Here is a 17,136-nt window from a genome sequence, read left to right as displayed (position 1 = left end):
CCATGAATCCCCAAGCACCCGATACCCTCAGCCACCTGACGGTCAACCAGTACCTCAAGAACCATATCCGCACCGTGGCGGACTGGCCGGCGCCGGGGGTGCAGTTTCGCGACATCACGCCGCTGCTGCAGGACCCCAAGGTGTTTCGGGTGCTGATCGATGCCTTTGTGCACCGCTACATGGACAAAAACCTGCGCCCGGATGTGGTGGCTGGCCTCGATGCGCGCGGCTTTATCCTCGGCGCCGTGGTGGCCTATGAACTCAACGTCGGTTTTGTGCCGATCCGCAAAAAAGGCAAGCTGCCCTTCACCACGGTGCAGGAAACCTACGAACTGGAATACGGCAGCGCCACCGTGGAGTTGCACACCGACGCGGTCCAGGCCGGCGACAGGGTGTTGCTGATCGACGATCTGATCGCCACCGGCGGCACCATGATGGCCGGCAAAAAACTGCTGGAGAAACTTGGCGCTACCGTGATGGAAGGTGCTGCGATCGTGGATTTGCCCGAACTGGGCGGCTCCGCCAAACTGAAAGCGTCGGGCCTGCCCTTGTTCACCTTGCTCGATTTTGCCGGGCATTGAACCCGGCGTCGCTATCAAATCAATAGCTGATTGCGCCTTCGCCGTATGGGCTGGATGCCTTTTTAACCCTCAGCGAAGGTCGCCGTACTGGGTCGCGCTGAGCGCGGGTACCAGGGCCGGCGAGTCCGGCATCTCGGTGTCTTCGAACCCGGTCAGCAGCGTGTAGGAGCGCGGTATGCTGCGGCCCGGCGCACCGCCTTCGGCCGCCGGCACACCCTGGGCGGATGCAGCGGCGAGTGCCTGTTTGAAAGCCGCGACCTCATCGGCCTGAATAGGCTCATACCGATGCGCCCCCGGCGCCGGCTTCAAAGCGGCCATCGCAGGCTCGGCCAGGGCCGCGGCTGCCATGGCCGCCCCGGCATGGTGAAGGGGCGTCGGCCGGTGGCTGGCCTGAGACGCAGCAGCCGGCCGCACCACCGACACCAGCTCGTTAAAGCGCCAGTAAACCGCCGTGACCCGTATGTTGTAGCGCGACTTGGCGCTTTGGGCGATCATGACTTCTATCTCGGCCAGCCTTTCTGCCTGCCCGCCAAACTCCTGCGACAGGTCCATCATGACCATGAATTGCTCGCCGCGCGGGTCCAGCGACAACACCTTGAATTTGTAGCTGGCCGACAAAACGCCGGCCCGGATCATGGCCTCGCGCACCGCCGTGTAGAGCAGCTCCCGCTTGGCGTGGCGGTGTGACTTGTGCGCGCTGCTGCCGCGCACATGCCCGTCTGCAGCAGTTTTAAGCGACGCGGCGGCAGGCCGGTAATCGTTGCCACCGGCCAGGCCTGCGCCATCACTGCCCGGCTGCGTTTTGCCTGAGACAGCAGCGCCAGCGACGGGCTTGCCGGAAAACCAGTTGAATAAAGACATGGGTTACTGCCTGAAAAACGACTGCCGCATCATGGGCCATCGGGTAGGTTGCAAGATCGCGTACTTGTCCTTGAGTTTACTGAGTCCTTCGCGACTTGTCGCTTGAGGGGCAGAACAAATGCCTGCAATAAATCACACTGGCGCTGGCTTGGACAGGCAGGTGGAGACGTCTGGCTGATGTTTTTGCGGCCTGGCCCTTTGGCAGCAAGCACCCGCCGCTATCAATACCGGAGCAACGCCAGCCGCCTCAGGTGACCGCCACGCGTTTTGGCCGGTTGTACAGCCGTTTTGCCAACACGCCGCCCATGGCCAGCGTGAGCTCCAGCGCGATCGGGCTATGCCGGTTGGTCAGCTCCTTGAAGCGCAAGGCTGTCAGGCACCAGACCTTGCTGGGGTTGGTCGCCTGTACGGTGGCATTGCGCGGCAAACGCGAGAAAAATGCGCCTTCGCCGATCACGGTTCCAGCCGCCACCAGCGCCAGCCGCACCCGGCCCTTGTCGTCCTCGTAATGAACGCTGAGCGTTCCGCTTTCAATAAAGTACAGCGTCTGGTCGTTCGACCCCTGCTCAATCAGCACCTGGCCCTGCTGCATGGCAAAGGGCTGCATATAGCTGCCCAGAATCTCCCACTGCTGCTGCGTGAACTGGCAGCGCAGCGCGTCGCTGGCATGGCTGTGCGCAATGGCGGTTGCCAGGCCTTGAATGTCAAAACGGAGGGCGGCAGGTAGTGGTGCGTTCATGGTGGACGGAAGATACGCCTCCAGTCATGCAAGCCGCAAGGGATGTTAACGCTCGCTTACAGCTGATACATCGAATGCGCGGCTGTAACTGACCGATCTTTGTCGATAGTCGGCTCCAAGCGGTCGCCATGCTCGCCCCCACATTCAGATCAGTTGCGCGCTTATTTGCCGATGCAGAATTTCGAGAATATTTCGCCCAGCAGGTCATCCGGCGTGAAGGCACCGGTCACGCTGCTCAGCGCGTTCTGTGCTTGCCGCAAGTCTTCCGCCAGCAGGTCCAGGGCGGGCGCCCTCGCCCTGAGCTGGCTGGCCGCCTTCGCAAGCTGCGCATCCACCTGCTGCAAGGCCTGCACATGGCGCTCGCGCGCCATGAACACACCCTCAGGTGCGGCCTGCCAGCCCACCAGTGCCAACAGGCGCTGTCGCAGCTGCTCCAAACCAGCGCCGGTTTTGGCGGAGATCACCACGCCAGTCCGGGACTCGTCCAGCACCGCCACAAGCGCGCTATCGCACTTGTTCCAGACATCGATGACCGGCGTGGTAACGGGCAATTTGCCGGCGAGGTCGGCCGCGATGGCGGCATCCCCCGCTTTGTAGCTCTGCGCCATGTGCGGATCATCGGGCGTGTGCTGGCGCGTCAGGTCATGCAGAAAAAGCACCGCGTCGGCGCTTTCGATTTCTTGCCAGGCACGCGCAATGCCGATTTTTTCAACCTCACCGACCTCCGGCAGGAGGCTGTCACGCAGGCCGGCGGTGTCCACCACATGCAGCGGCACGCCGTCGATCTGGATCAGCTGGGTCACCTTGTCACGGGTGGTGCCCGCGATCGGCGTGACAATTGCCAGCTCGGCGCCCGCCAGCGCATTGAGCAGCGAACTTTTGCCGGCGTTGGGTTGCCCGGCAATCACCACCTTGATGCCTTCGCGCAGGATTGCGCCCTGCTGAGCACGCCGCATCACGCCGGCTAGCGTCTGCTGCAGCCCGGTAAGTTGGCCCTGGGCATCGGCCTTTTGCAGGAAGTCAATGTCCTCTTCGGGAAAGTCCAGCGTGGCTTCGACCAACATGCGTAAATGCACCAGCTGGTTGAGCAGGGCATGCACCTCTTTCGAAAACTCTCCCGACAGGGAGCGCGCTGCCGAACGCGCAGCGGTTTCGGTGCTGGCATCGATCAGGTCGGCAATCGCCTCGGCCTGGGTCAGGTCCATTTTGTCGTTCAGGAAAGCCCGCTCGGTGAACTCTCCCGGCTGGGCCAGGCGCAGGCCGGCTAGTCGCGCCCGGCCCGTGGCCGCGTCGATGGTTTCGGCCGCCTCCAGGCAACGCGCGAGCAGCAACTGCAACACCACCGGTCCGCCGTGGGCTTGCAGCTCCAGCACCTCCTCGCCGGTGTAAGAGTGCGGTGCCGGAAAATAAATCGCCAGGCCCTGATCGATGACCTGGCCGTGTGCGTCCACAAAAGGCAGGTAGGTCGCGTGGCGCGCTTGCAAGGATCTGCCGCAAATCGCGGTAACCAGAGCGGCCAGTCCCTTGCCCGATACCCGCACAATGCCCACCGCACCACGCCCGGGGGCAGTGGCAACGGCGGCAATGGGGTCGTGATGGCGGGCAAGCATGGTCCGCAATGGTAAAGGGCCGCGACGCGGCCCTTTTGATTATTTGAACTTCGGCAGGTTGAACTGCGGCGGCACACCCATGCGGGTGTTGATCACCCACTGCTGCGCAATCGACAGGATGTTGTTGGTGATCCAGTACAGCACCAGACCGGCCGGGAAGAAGAAGAACATCACGCTGAAAATCAGCGGCATGAACCACATCAGCTTGGCCTGCATCGGGTCCGGTGGCGTCGGGTTCAAGGCGGTCTGCAGCATGGTTGTCGCCGTCATCAACAGCGGCAGAATGTAGAAAGGATCGGGCGAAGACAAGTCCTTGATCCACAAGGTCCATGGCGCATTGCGCATCTCGACCGAGCTCAGCAGCACCCAGTACAGGGCGATGAACACCGGGATCTGGATCATGATGGGGAAGCAGCCGCCCATCGGGTTGACCTTTTCTTCCTTGTAGATCTTCATCATGGCCACTTGCATTTCCTGTGGCTTGTCCTTCAGGCGCTCACGCATTTCCATGATCTTGGGGTTGACCGCCTTCATTTTGGCCATGCTGGCATACGCCTTGGCATTGAGCCAGTAGAACGCGATTTTCAGCAGCACCACCAGCGCCACAATCGACCAGCCCCAGTTCTGCAGGATGCCGTGCAACTTGTCGAGCAGCCAGTACAGCGGTTTTGCAAGGATGGTCAGCCAGCCGTAGTCCTTGACCAGCTCCAGGCCGGGCGTAATCGCTTCCAGCTGGTTTTCGATTTGCGGCCCGACAAACAGCGTCGCGGTGGTGGATTGGGCGGCGCCTGGCGCGATCGCCTGCAACGGCGTGATCATGCCCACGGCATACAGGTTGGTGTCCACTTTACGCAGGAAGATGTCGCGTTGCAGACCATCGGGCAGGATCCAGGCCGAAGCGAAATAGTGCTGGACCATGGCCACATAACCATTGCTGGCCTGTTTCTCGACCTCTACCTTGTTCTTCTCGATGTCGCTGAACTCGACCTTCTGGTATTTCTTGGCCTCGGTATAAAGCGCCGGGCCGGTGAAGGTTGAATAAAACGCCGACTCGCCCGGCAGTTTGTTGCCGTCGCGCACGAGTTGCATGTAGAGCTGCGGCGACACGGATGCCGTGCCGGTATTGACAATGTCGTGACGTACCGCGATGTCGTAGGCGCCGCGCTTGAGCGTGTAGGTTTTGACGAGCTTGACGCCGCCGACCTCGGCCGACTCGAACTTGACTTCCAGGCTGTCCTGGCCGTCCTTGAGCTGGCGCTCACCAGGCACTGCGGTCATCAGCGTTTTGTGGGTGGGAAAGCTGCCGCCGCCGGCGCCAGCGATCAGGCCGGACTGGGCCACATAAACACGCGCCGCGCTTTCATCAAGCAGCACAAAACCATCGGTCTTGCCATCCACATCCTTCAGGCGCGGGAAGGACGAACCAATCAATGAGCCGCCTTCGGTATCAAAGGTCAGTGACAGCACATCGGTGCCCACCACCAGGCGCTGCTTCGTGACAGACGGTGTGCTGGCCGGCACGGCGCCCGGTGTGGCTACCGCGCCAGGCAGCGACACCGGGGCCGGCAGGGCGCTGATGGCTGGCGCGCCTGTGGGAACACTTGCCGTGGGAGCGGGCGAAGCGGCGGGTGCCGGGCTGCTGGCCACCGGGGCGGGTGCAGGGAAAAACGTCGCCTTGTTGCCATTGAAAAGCTGCCACTGGTCCCACAACAGGACCATGGAAAAACCAAAAATCACCCACAGGATGGTGCGGCGTATGTCGTTCATGACGGCTTCTTTTTAGAGGGAATCGAAGTCACAGGCGTGACCAGACGGGTGAAAAGGGAAATTCGGTCGCCGGTGGGTTGCGACGACGGTACCGGATCAAAACCACCATTGCACCAGGGGTGGCAACGAACCAGGCGGTACAACGTCAGGTAGCTGCCCTTGGCGGCGCCATGCTGCTGCAGTGCCTGCAGGGAATAGGCCGAGCAGGTCGGCTCAAAACGGCAAGACGAGCCCAGCCAGGGGCTCAGCAGCAAGCGGTAACCCTTGACCAGAGCGACCAGACATTTTTGCGGAAACCGGCCCATCACAGAAGCCGCGCGGCGCAGTGAGGTCAAGGCGCTCATGCTGTGCGCGCCCCGGCCCGCATCAGGGCCAGCACCTCGGAGCGAACGGCCTGCGTGAGCGCATCGGAGCTGGCGCTGATAAATTCCTTGCGGGAAAAGTCACGGCGCAGGCGCACCACCCAGGCGGCGTGGGGGTAAGAGGGCAAAAAATCAGCGCTCACGGTGTAGATCTGTCTTTTGATGGCGTTGCGCGTCACCGCGCGTTTGGCCCAGCGTTTAGGCACCATCGCACCGACCCAGGTGTCCTGCACAGGGAACAGGTCCGGCGTGTCATGACTTGTGGCAGGAACGGTTTGCGCGTTCATGGCATCGAGCGCATTACGGTGCAATGCGAAATGCGTTGTTCTTGCAACAATGGCACCGGCAAGGACTGCCTGAAACTGGGGACGGGTTTGAAGCCGCTGCACTGGCGCCTGGCGTCCGCGCGAAAGCAACAGGAGCCGGGAACGGGCTTATACAGCCAGGCGCTTGCGGCCTTTGGCACGGCGCGCGGCAATCACTGCGCGGCCGCCGCGTGTTTTCATGCGGGTCAAAAAACCGTGCGTGCGTGCGCGTTTGACTTTGGAGGGTTGGTATGTGCGTTTCATGATGGGTCCTACAAGCTACAAAGCTCCCTGTGCAAAATCCGCAATGCGTGGTCCGGCCGCTCAAAATAAGCGTCAGCACAACTTGCAAACCCGCGACGAATCAGGGAAACCCATGATTATCGCAGATTTCGCAGGCGTGGCAACAAGTTAGGCCCCGCATCGGCGGTAAAGCCTGAGATGGAAGAGCCCGGTTGCGGGTAGCAGACTAGGTTAAAACCCGCACGAATAGTTTTGTGGATAACTAGGTCGCAGAGCTACAATACCGGGTGCCAAAAATTAATAATATCCACAAGCACAAGCCTGCCGGCTCCTGTGACTGTTCAGCCGAAACCCCGTATGCGTGAGGCATTTGTTCTCAGTTCCAGCCAGGACCTGTGGCAAAGCTGTGTCGACCATCTGGCCCAGGAGTTGCCGGAGCAGCAATTCAACACCTGGATTCGTCCGCTGGTTGCCGAGGTGGCTACCGACCTGTCCAAGGTCACCATCCAGGTCGGCAATCGCTTCAAGCTGGACTGGATCCGCGCACAGTACGCAGGCCGTATCTCCGCCCTGCTGGAAAAGATTTCTGGCCACCCGATTCCTTTGGAGTTAGCGCTTGCTCAGCGCGAAGCCTCCGCCAGATCTGCACCTTTGACACGCAGCTTCGAGGGAAACGGCGTTTCTGAACCGGTGGGTTTGGGTGTGCCTGAAGAGGTCGCCGGGGCCCCGTTCAAAAACCGGCTGAACACCGCGCTGACTTTTGACACGCTGATCGAGGGCACGGCCAACCGCATGGGTCGGGCTGCCGCGATGCATGTCTCCAGCAGCCTGGGGCAGCTTTACAACCCGCTGTTTATTTATGGCGGCGTCGGTTTGGGCAAAACCCACCTGGTGCACGCCATCGGCAACAAGCTGCTGGCCGACAACCCGGCCGCCAAAGTTCTCTACATCCATGCCGAGCAATTTGTCTCGGATGTGGTTAAAGCCTACCAGCGCAAGACCTTTGACGAGTTCAAGGAGCGTTACCACTCCTTGGACCTGCTGCTGATCGACGACGTCCAGTTTTTCGCCAACAAGGACCGTACGCAGGAAGAGTTTTTCAACGCTTTTGAGGCCTTGCTGACCAAAAAGTCGCACATTGTGCTGACCAGCGACACCTATCCCAAGGGCCTGGCCGATATCCACGAGCGCCTCGTTTCGCGTTTTGACTCCGGCCTGACGGTGGCGATTGAGCCGCCCGAGCTGGAGATGCGTGTGGCCATCCTGATCCGCAAGGCCGAGGCCGAGGGCACCGTGATGCCCGAAGAGGTTGCGTTTTTTGTTGCCAAAAACGTGCGCTCCAATGTGCGCGAGCTTGAAGGCGCACTGCGCAAGATCCTGGCTTATTCACGCTTCAATCTCAAGGAAATCTCCATCCAGCTGGCCCGGGAAGCCCTGCGGGATCTGCTTTCCATCCAGAACCGCCAGATCTCGGTCGAGAACATCCAGAAGACCGTCGCCGACTACTACAAGATCAAGGTCGCCGACATGTATTCCAAGAAGCGACCCGCCAGCATTGCCCGGCCACGCCAGATTGCCATGTACCTGGCCAAGGAGCTGACCCAGAAGAGCCTGCCCGAGATCGGTGAGCTGTTTGGTGGGCGTGACCACACCACCGTGCTGCACGCCGTGCGCAAGATGTCGGCCGAGCGTCAGCAAATGACCGAACTCAACCAGCAATTACATGTGCTGGAACAAACCCTGAAAGGCTGAAATGAATACTTTTTCAGCCACTTTTCTCCAGATGCGAGCCCGCCGCGAAACCGTGGGGACAACTTTTGAACAACCTGGCACTTATCCACAGGGGAGGCGGATTTCCAGAAGTTGTTCATATAAGTCAGTCACCTTCAGAGGGTGTCTGACCACAAGGTTAAACAAGCGCCAAGTCCTTGATCAAAAAGAAGAAAATAGGGCTGTCCACAGAAACGTGCTTCCCTTATCTACTACTACTAATTTGAATTAAAGAAATAAGAGGTTAAGACAGTGATTGTTCTCAAAGCCACCCAGGATAAAGTTTTGTCCGTTTTGCAGTCGGTTGCAGGCATCGTGGAGCGCAGGCACACGCTGCCCATCCTGGCCAATGTGCTGATCCGCAAGACGGGCTCGCAGCTTCAGTTGACAACCAGCGACCTCGAAATCCAGATCCGCACCACCGCGGAGCTCGATGGTGACAGCGGCAACTTCACCACCACGGTGGGCGCACGTAAGCTGATCGACATCCTGCGTTCCATGCCCAGCGACCAGACCGTGTCGCTGGAGTCGGCGCAGAGCAAGCTGATCCTTAAGGGTGGCAAGAGCCGCTTCACGCTGCAGACGCTGCCGGCTGAAGACTTTCCGCTGGTGCAGGAAGCGGCCAACTTTGGCCCCAGCTTTTCGGTGCCGCAAAAGGTGCTCAAGGAGCTGTTGAACCAAGTGTCGTTTGCGATGGCCGTGCACGACATTCGCTACTACCTCAACGGCATTTTGTTTGTCGCCGAGGGCAAGCAGCTGAGCTTGGTGGCCACTGACGGCCACCGCCTGGCGTTTTCATCGGCCACGCTTGACGTTGAGGTGCCGCGCCAGGAAGTGATCCTGCCGCGCAAGACGGTGCTGGAGATGCAGCGCCTGCTCAGTGACAAGGAAGGCGCGATCGAAATGCAGTTTGCCGGCAACCAGGCCAAGTTTTCTTTCGAAGGCATGGAATTTGTCACCAAGCTGGTCGAGGGCAAGTTCCCCGACTACAACCGCGTCATCCCCAAAAACCACAAAAACATCATCACCCTGGGCCGCGTGCCGCTGCTGGCCAGCCTGCAACGCACCGCCATTTTGACCAGTGAGAAGTTCAAGGGCGTGCGTCTGAACATCGAGCCTGGTACCTTGCGTGTGGCGTCCAACAACGCCGAGCAGGAAGAGGCGGTCGACGAGCTTGACATTGACTACGGTGGCGACGCCATCGAAATCGGTTTCAACGTCACCTACCTGATCGACGCGCTGGCCAACATGGACCAGGACATGGTGAAGATCGAGCTGGCCGACTCCAACAGTTCGGCTTTGTTGACGATCCCCGACAACGCGGCTTTCAAATACGTTGTGATGCCGATGCGGATTTAGTGAGAAAAGTGTCATTGCGGGCTCGACCCGCAATCCATGCAACGCGAGCCTGGATGGTTGGTGTGGCATGGATCCCGGATCAAGTCCGGGATGACAAGTTAAGGCAGAACCCGCTTGTGAAAGCGGGTTTGGTCATTCAAGAGATTGTGAAAACGTAGTTTCACCGAAGGTAAAAGTTAGTTATGACCGAAGCAAACAAGCCCAACGAAGCCACTCCTGACGACAATGGCAGGGCCATAGAGGGTGTTCATTCCGGTGAAGGTGGTGAGGGAAGCTCCAATTACCAACCCAAGATCGATACCAACCAGGCCGGCGCGTCGGAGGGGTATGGCGAGGGCTCCATCCAGATTCTGGAAGGCCTGGAAGCCGTGCGCAAACGCCCTGGCATGTACATCGGCGACACGTCGGACGGCACCGGCTTGCACCACCTGGTGTTCGAGGTGGTCGACAACTCGATTGACGAATCGCTGGCTGGTCATTGTGATGACATCATGGTCACCATTCACCTGGACAACTCCATCAGTGTGGTCGACAACGGCCGGGGCATCCCGACCGGCATCAAGATGGACGACAAACACGAGCCCAAACGCTCTGCGGCCGAGATCGCCCTGACCGAGTTACATGCCGGCGGCAAGTTCAATCAGAACAGCTACAAGGTTTCAGGTGGTCTGCACGGCGTGGGCGTGAGCTGCGTGAATGCACTGTCCAAGATGCTGCGCCTGACGATTCGCCGTGAAGGCAAAGTCCATGTGATGGAGTTTTCCAAAGGCTTTGTGCAGAACCGCATTGTCAACACGATCGACGGTGTTGAGGTGTCGCCAATGCAGGTGCTGGGCGACACCGACAAGCGCGGCACCGAGGTGCATTTTCTGCCCGACACCGACATCTTCCAGCAGAACAACGACTTCCATTACGAGATCTTGAGCAAACGCCTGCGCGAGCTGAGCTTTTTGAACAACGGTGTGAAGATCCGCCTGAAAGATGAACGCAGCGGCAAGGAAGACGACTTTGCCGGCGCTGGTGGCGTCACTGGTTTTGTCAACTTCATCAACAAGGGCAAGACGGTTCTGCACCCCAACGTGTTCCACGCCATGGGCGACCGCCAGAGTGACCAGAACACCAACATCGGTGTTGAAGTGGCCATGCAATGGAACAGCGGCTACAACGAACAGGTGCTGTGTTTTACCAACAATATTCCGCAGCGCGACGGCGGCACCCACCTGACCGGCCTGCGCGCGGCGATGACACGTGTCATCAACAAATACATCGATGACAGTGAGCTGGCCAAAAAAGCCAAGGTTGAAGTCACCGGCGACGACATGCGTGAAGGCCTGACCTGTGTGCTGAGCGTCAAGGTGCCCGAGCCCAAGTTCTCCAGCCAGACCAAAGACAAACTGGTGAGCAGCGAAGTGCGCGGCCCGGTCGAAGACATCGTGAGCAAACTGCTGGCCGACTACCTGCAGGAGCGGCCCAACGATGCCAAGATCATCGTCGGCAAAATCATTGAAGCTGCGCGTGCACGTGAAGCGGCGCGCAAGGCGCGCGACATGACGCGCCGAAAGGGTGTGCTCGACGGCATGGGTCTGCCCGGCAAGCTGGCCGACTGCCAGGAGAAAGACCCGGCGCTGTGCGAGATCTACATCGTCGAGGGTGACTCCGCCGGCGGCTCTGCCAAGCAGGGCCGCGACCGCAAGTTTCAGGCGATTCTTCCGTTGCGCGGCAAAATTCTCAACGTCGAAAAAGCGCGTTATGAAAAGCTGCTGACCAGCAACGAGATTCTGACGCTGATCACCGCCCTGGGCACCGGCATCGGCAAGGCCGGCGGCACCACCGGCAATGACGACTTCAATGTTGCCAAGCTGCGTTACCACCGCATCATCATCATGACCGACGCCGACGTGGACGGCGCGCACATCCGTACCCTGCTGCTGACCTTCTTCTACCGCCAGATGCCCGAGCTGGTCGAGCGCGGTCACATCTACATTGCGCAGCCACCGCTGTACAAGGTCAAGTCCGGCAAGGAAGAGCAATACCTCAAGGACGGTCCGGCACTCGACAGCTTCCTGCTGAAGATCGCGTTGAAAGACGCTGCCGTGTTGACTGGCGCCGACCCCTCGACCGGCAAGGGCACGCTGCTGACCGGCGACACCCTGGCCGAGCTGGCGCGCAAACACCAGTTGGCCGAGCAGGTCATCGCGCGTCTGCGCGGCTACATGGACGCCGAAGCGCTGAAGGCCATTGCCGACGGCGTGGCGCTGAACCTCGACACCGTGGAAGACGCCGAGCGTTCAGCAGCCGCGCTGCAGGCCCAGTTGCCGACCGCTGAAGTGGCCGGTGAGTTTGACAGCCGCAACGACAAGCCGATTTTGCGCATCAGCCGCCGCCACCACGGCAACGTCAAGAGCAGTGTGCTGACGCAGGACTTTGTGCACGGCGCCGACTATGCCGCATTGGTCGAAGCCGCCGTGACCTTCAAAGGGTTGATGAGCGAAGGCGCCAAAGTGACGCGCGGCGAAGGTGAGCGCCAGAAAGAAGAAAAAGTCGAAACTTTCCGCGACGCCATGGCCTGGCTGATCGTGCAAGCCGAAGGCGCCACCGCGCGCCAGCGCTACAAGGGCCTGGGCGAGATGAACCCGGCCCAATTGTGGGAAACCACCATGGACCCGGCCGTGCGCCGCCTGCTGCGCGTACAGATTGACGACGCGATCGAAGCCGATCACGTGTTCACGATGCTGATGGGCGACGACGTTGAGCCGCGCCGCGAGTTTATTGAGACGAATGCGCTGCGGGCTGCGAATATTGATGTGTAAAGGCAGGTCATGCAGCGCACGATGAAGCTTACCCAGTTGCATACCGCTCAGGAGCCCGGGGACCAGTCCTATTGGCTTGCGCAGCCGGTTCAGGCCCGAATCGATGCAGTGGAGGCGTTGCGCCTTCAGCGCCATACAGGATGCTTAGCCGTTGAATTCCGGGTTCAAAAAGTCTGCCGCATTACTCGGCTCAAGCGCGATTGAATACATGGTCTAGGCGAGATGGCGGAGGGTAAGGGTATGACCCGCATCGCCGTCATCGACTTTGAAACCACCGGCCTGTCGCCCGCCATGGGCGACCGCGCCACCGAGGTGGCCATCGTGCTGGTCGAAAACGGCTGCGTGGTGGACCGCTTCCAGAGCCTGATGAATGCAGGCATACACATTCCCGCCTTCATCACCAGCCTGACCGGCATCAGCAACGCCATGGTGGCCACCGCGCCCGATGCCGCCACCGTCATGCTGGCAGCCAGCCGTTTTGTCGGCGATACGCCCATGGTGGCGCACAACGCATCGTTTGACCGCAAGTTCTGGCAGGCCGAGCTGGCGCGCGCCGGTGCCGCGGCGGCCCAGCCCTTTGCCTGCACCATGCTGGTTTCCAGAAGGCTGTACCCCCAGGCAGCCAGCCACAAGCTGGGGGTGCTGGTGGACTACCACCACCTGCCCCGCGCCGGCCGTGCCCACCGGGCGTTGGCTGATGCGGAAATGGCTGCTTCGCTGCTGGGCCAGATCCAGCACGACCTGCGCACCCGTCACCGCGTCGGCAGGCCCGACCACGCCTTGTTGATGAACCTGCAGCGCTGCGCGAAGCCTGCTATTCCTGCACTGATGGCGAAGTACGGCAGTGTCTGAGGGCCATGTTCGAAGCCGGCCAAGTGTTCATGATGGCTGATGAGGGTGAGCCTCTCCCAGCCACGCTTGCGCACCTTTCCATACAGCGCGTTGCCATTCGGAACTCTTTCCCGGTGGAGGGACTGCTAAGTCTTCTGGATACCACCGGCCACACCGATGGTTCTCAGCTTGTGGGATCAGCAGCTTTCCGGTTGCCACGTCGGCCAACTTGCTTATAGGCAGGTCATGTCCGGTTACCAGAATGCCTAGTGATCGCGCCACAGCGACGGCCGCCACCATGTTCTCCACGCATGGGGGATGGTCCATGCGCCATTCATCTGACAACAACCAGTAACGAGACCATTCCTTGCCGTCGAGGCCTTCAGTCGTTTCTTGGAACACCAAACACAGCGGGCCGCTGCCTTCCGGCCCAATCTCCTCGCCCTTCGCTTTCCACACGCTCAGCCAGCGGCCGACCTCGGGCGCTTGGGCTTGACGCGCCTGTAGCCAGGCACGGTATTCGGCGGGGCGCTTGTAACGGTCTATCACGACGTGCGGCGACTCATCGACACCGTCCAGCCACGCGCGTTGCACGTTCAAATAGTCAGCGGCCCAATCCAGCAAGAGCGGTGACAGCTTGAGCTTCAACTTTTTGGGCAAGGAAAAATCCGCCATGCCAACTTCAGGTTTGGACTGCAGCACTTGCGGTGGAAGCAAGCGAATGATCTGCTGCCGGGCTATGCCGTGTGACTCGAATGCAGCAATCAGCCGCTTGGCGGATAAACGCGCTGGGTCAAGCCGGTCCTCCAGCCAACCCCAGCCTTTTCCGAGCAAGCCGATAACACCAGTGGCTTCACCGACGACGGACATGATCAGGCGACCTCTTGCACCAGCGCCTCGGCCAGATGGGCTTGGGATGATTGGCTGGCGGTCAGGCGCTGGCGCAGGTCGGCGCACAGGCGGCGCAACTGGGCTACACGGGTGACGATGCGGGATTGTTCGGCGAGGGGCGGGAGCGGAACCGGCGTTCGTAGTACGACTTCGCGCGACACGTTTTTCATGGAACTGCTTGTGCCAGAAGCGTTGGCAATGTAGTGAGCACGAGCATGGTGCGCGTTGTTGCACAGGTTTAGGAAATCGCGATGCATCAGACTCGAAACGTCCAGCCGAATGATTTTGTCGCTGAGCATCAGTAAAGGTACCGCTTTACCAACGACGACAGAGCGAGCGACTAGCTCCTCGGTATTGGCACGCGACAGCAAGAAGTCTCCATCCTGCACTTCGTATTCGGGTCGTGGCACGAGGTCTGCCGGAAGCTCTTTGTTGGCGTTGGCATCAAACGCTCCCCATGAAACGGCGCTGACCTTCAAGACACCCCAATGCCCGCTGCGTCGAGGGCTGCCGATGCAAGTTGGACTCCAACCGGCTTCGCTGTCGTTCACCAAATGGCCAGTCTGCGTCCACTCCCACCCCTGAGGCAAGGGATACGGCTGTTCTTCGTCCTCAATCGGCGGCAGAGGTTTGTCGCGTTTGATCTTACCCACGGCGATGAGCTTGTCTTTCTCGGCGCGGATTTTCTTGAGCAGCTCGCTGGCGGGTTCGTCTTGCGGGTCTTGGGGGACGAGCAGGCCGCGCACTGCGAGTTGGAGGATGGTTTGCTCCAGTGCATCCACTGCCTGGGGGCGGTCTAGCAGTAGGTCGAAGTGGGTGGCAACGCGGTGCCAGTTGTTGGCCAGTTGCGCGGGCGTTTCGCTGTCGGTGAGCGTGGCCAGCAGGGTGCTGATGACTTGGGCGTGTTGCGTGGCTTCGAGTTGGCCCTTGGCTTCGAGCGCGTCGCACAGGCGCATGAGGTCTTCGACGCGGGTGACGATGCGGGATTGTTCGGCCTCGGGCGGAAGTGGAAATGGCAAAGGCCGCAACTTAGCCAATGACACGTTAGCAATGTTTGTCGTTTGGCTTGAACTGTCAATCAATAGCGACCGCGCATATGGCGTGCGCAGAACTGCCATTGCGTAACGTGGGTCGATCTTGCGCGGACGCAAGACCCCGAGGAAGCCACCAAAAGTTGCTTCGGCGTGGGGAATTTGATCGATGAGCGCTACCTTGCCAACTAACTCGCGGCTGTTCGCCATGGACATCACAATGTCGTGGTGTTGGATAAGTTGGTCTTCGCGCCCCATAAACGAGCGGTCCACGAAGAGCAGGTCTTCCCACTCGATAGTCTGTTGGACATTCGACGTGCGCAGGCAAGCGATTCGCCCTGGCGCAGCTTCCCTGGTTTTCTGCGTCGCGGGGAAAGTGATGCCGCGAACTATGTCGATGACCTCCCCTAACGCAGCCCAACTCCAAGAGTCAGGCAAGGCAAAAGGCAGCGCATCGTCGGTTAAGGCTGGCTCGTCCTTTTCGCGCTTCAATGTCCTCTCGGCAATCAGCCGGTCTTTCTCGGCCCGTATCTTCTTCAGCAGCTCGCTCGCCGGTTCGTCCTTGGGGTCTTGGGCAACAAGCTTGCCTTGCACTGCCAACGTCAAAATCAGCTCGCGCAGGCGCGCCACGCCACCGGGGGCGGTGGCCAGTAGGTTCAAATTTGATAGCAACATAAGCAGATTTAACCTGGGCCACTGAGGGATTTGGCTAATATTTGCTTCAATTCATCCCTCAGGGCCTGGGCTTCGCCTTGCAGCCGCGCGTAGTCGGCCAGCAGTTGCTCGGGGTCGTGGCTGACGGCGTCTACGGCGTGGGGGTTCTTTTGGTCCAGGTTGTAGCCTGCGGCCTTGATCTGTTCGATGCTCACCTTCCAGGCGCGTTCGTTCTCTACACGCCCTGCAAAACCATCGGCCTCGCTGCCCCACCAGGCTTTCTCGGCGTCAAACTCTTCGATGCGGATCGGCTTGGTCTTGTTGTAGTTCTTCACACCCGTTGGATAGGGGTGCTCGTAGTACCAGACATCTTTAGTGGGCGCACCTTTGGTGAAGAACAACAGGTTGGTCTTGATGCCGGTGTAGGGCGCAAACACGCCATTGGGCAGGCGCACGATGGTGTGCAGGTTGCACTCTGTCAGCAGTTGCTCTTTGATGCGGGTCTTGACGCCTTCGCCAAACAGGGTGCCGTCGGGCAGCACCAGCGCGGCGCGGCCATTGGTTTTGAGGATGTGTTTGATGAGTATCAGAAACAAATCCGCCGTTTCTTTGGTGCGTACGTCGCTGGGGTAACCCTGCTCGATGCCCGGTTCTTCCACGCCGCCAAAGGGCGGGTTGGTCATCACGACGTCCACTCGCTCGGCGGCGGTGTAGTCGCGCAGCGGGCGGACCAGGGTGTTGCCATGCACCACCTGGCTGGGGACCTCAATGCCGTGCAGCATCAGGTTGGTGACGCACAACATGTGGGGCAACTGCTTCTTCTCGACGCCGCCAATGCAGGCTTGCAGCACGGCCTCTTGCTCGGTGTTCTTCACTTGCTTGCGCATGTGCTCGATGGCGCAGACCAGAAAGCCGCCGGTGCCGGTTGCGGGGTCCAGCACTTTTTCGCCCAACTGGGGGTTGACCATGTCGACTATGAACTGGGTGACGGCGCGCGGAGTGTAGAACTCGCCCGCGTTGCCGGCGCTTTGCAGGTCTTTGAGAATTTTCTCGTAGACGTCGTTGAATTGATGACGCTCGTTCTGGCGGTTGAAATCAATCGCGTTGAGCTTGTTGATGACCTGGCGCAGCAGGTGGCCGCTTTTCATGTAGTTGTAGGCGTCTTCAAACACGCCGCGCACCACATAACCGCGCGGGTTGCGCTGGGCGTCGCCGCGCAGGTTCTTTAGGGAAACTCTGAACAAGTCCACCGATCAGATGTGTTGACCGTTGAGATACACAAAGGAGCAGCAGCGATGGACCAGATCAGTTTCGCGGACGCA

Annotated in this window: 15 protein-coding genes; 5 read left to right on the top strand and 10 right to left on the bottom strand. The window is 60.0% G+C overall.

All coding sequences use genetic code 11. From position 1 onward, the window contains the following. Positions 1-2 precede the first annotated feature (2 nt). Positions 3-581, top strand: coding sequence for an adenine phosphoribosyltransferase (locus ACH2CW_RS06610; RefSeq protein WP_395056333.1), 579 nt, complete (start codon positions 3-5; stop codon positions 579-581). A 69-nt stretch (positions 582-650) separates the two neighbouring features. Here the strand turns inward: ACH2CW_RS06610 and ACH2CW_RS06605 are convergent, their stop codons facing one another. The 7 genes from ACH2CW_RS06605 to rpmH form a co-directional block, all read right to left on the bottom strand. After that, complete coding sequence (locus tag ACH2CW_RS06605; protein WP_395056331.1) at positions 651-1,442, bottom strand: hypothetical protein; 792 nt, start codon at positions 1,440-1,442, stop codon at positions 651-653. A 247-nt stretch (positions 1,443-1,689) separates the two neighbouring features. Continuing rightward, on the bottom strand, positions 1,690-2,181 hold the full coding sequence (locus ACH2CW_RS06600) for a Crp/Fnr family transcriptional regulator (RefSeq protein ID WP_395056329.1): 492 nt from the start codon (positions 2,179-2,181) through the stop codon (positions 1,690-1,692). Positions 2,182-2,342: 161 nt separating this feature from the next. Then, the gene (gene mnmE / locus ACH2CW_RS06595) at positions 2,343-3,791 is read right to left on the bottom strand and encodes a tRNA uridine-5-carboxymethylaminomethyl(34) synthesis GTPase MnmE (protein ID WP_395056327.1); all 1,449 of its coding nucleotides are present in this window, start codon (positions 3,789-3,791) and stop codon (positions 2,343-2,345) included. Positions 3,792-3,830: 39 nt separating this feature from the next. Continuing rightward, positions 3,831-5,558: a membrane protein insertase YidC gene (gene yidC / locus ACH2CW_RS06590; protein ID WP_395056325.1), complete on the bottom strand. Its 1,728-nt coding sequence runs from the start codon at positions 5,556-5,558 to the stop codon at positions 3,831-3,833. Continuing rightward, entirely contained in the window at positions 5,555-5,863 is a 309-nt protein-coding gene (yidD, locus tag ACH2CW_RS06585) for a membrane protein insertion efficiency factor YidD (RefSeq protein WP_395056431.1), read from the bottom strand. The genes yidC and yidD overlap by 4 nt, the downstream gene beginning before the upstream one ends. 35 nt (positions 5,864-5,898) lie before the next feature. Then, the gene (locus ACH2CW_RS06580) at positions 5,899-6,309 is read right to left on the bottom strand and encodes a ribonuclease P protein component (protein WP_395056323.1); all 411 of its coding nucleotides are present in this window, start codon (positions 6,307-6,309) and stop codon (positions 5,899-5,901) included. 45 nt (positions 6,310-6,354) lie between these two features. After that, positions 6,355-6,489, bottom strand: a complete 135-nt coding sequence (rpmH, locus tag ACH2CW_RS06575) for a 50S ribosomal protein L34 (RefSeq protein WP_007862708.1) — start codon at positions 6,487-6,489, stop codon at positions 6,355-6,357. 336 nt (positions 6,490-6,825) lie between these two features. Between rpmH and dnaA the strand changes: the two genes are divergently transcribed. From dnaA to ACH2CW_RS06555, 4 genes are all read left to right on the top strand, one after another. Further along, positions 6,826-8,220 (top strand): chromosomal replication initiator protein DnaA, encoded by a 1,395-nt coding sequence (gene dnaA, locus ACH2CW_RS06570; protein ID WP_395056321.1) that lies wholly within the window; start codon positions 6,826-6,828, stop codon positions 8,218-8,220. Positions 8,221-8,490: 270 nt separating this feature from the next. Continuing rightward, the gene (gene dnaN / locus ACH2CW_RS06565) at positions 8,491-9,597 is read left to right on the top strand and encodes a DNA polymerase III subunit beta (protein WP_395056319.1); all 1,107 of its coding nucleotides are present in this window, start codon (positions 8,491-8,493) and stop codon (positions 9,595-9,597) included. 182 nt (positions 9,598-9,779) lie between these two features. Continuing rightward, positions 9,780-12,407 (top strand): DNA topoisomerase (ATP-hydrolyzing) subunit B, encoded by a 2,628-nt coding sequence (gyrB, locus tag ACH2CW_RS06560; RefSeq protein WP_395056317.1) that lies wholly within the window; start codon positions 9,780-9,782, stop codon positions 12,405-12,407. A 240-nt stretch (positions 12,408-12,647) separates the two neighbouring features. Beyond that, a complete protein-coding gene (locus ACH2CW_RS06555) occupies positions 12,648-13,259 on the top strand; it encodes a PolC-type DNA polymerase III (protein WP_395056315.1) in 612 nt (203 codons plus the stop codon). Between the two features lie 27 nt (positions 13,260-13,286). Here the strand turns inward: ACH2CW_RS06555 and ACH2CW_RS06550 are convergent, their stop codons facing one another. The 3 genes from ACH2CW_RS06550 to ACH2CW_RS06540 are packed head-to-tail and all read right to left on the bottom strand — an operon-like array spanning position 13,287 to position 17,064. Continuing rightward, positions 13,287-14,108, bottom strand: coding sequence for a hypothetical protein (locus tag ACH2CW_RS06550; protein ID WP_395056313.1), 822 nt, complete (start codon positions 14,106-14,108; stop codon positions 13,287-13,289). A 2-nt stretch (positions 14,109-14,110) separates the two neighbouring features. After that, positions 14,111-15,835 carry a restriction endonuclease subunit S gene (locus ACH2CW_RS06545; RefSeq protein WP_395056311.1) on the bottom strand — a complete coding sequence of 575 codons (1,725 nt, stop codon included), beginning with the start codon at positions 15,833-15,835 and terminating at the stop codon, positions 14,111-14,113. 8 nt (positions 15,836-15,843) lie between these two features. Beyond that, positions 15,844-17,064: a class I SAM-dependent DNA methyltransferase gene (locus ACH2CW_RS06540; RefSeq protein ID WP_395056309.1), complete on the bottom strand. Its 1,221-nt coding sequence runs from the start codon at positions 17,062-17,064 to the stop codon at positions 15,844-15,846. Positions 17,065-17,136: the final 72 nt, after the last annotated feature.

It is taken from the genome of Polaromonas sp., assembly GCF_043778355.1.
In the GTDB taxonomy this organism is placed as follows: Bacteria; Pseudomonadota; Gammaproteobacteria; order Burkholderiales; family Burkholderiaceae_C; genus Polaromonas.
This window is presented reverse-complemented; position numbering and strand designations above follow the sequence as displayed.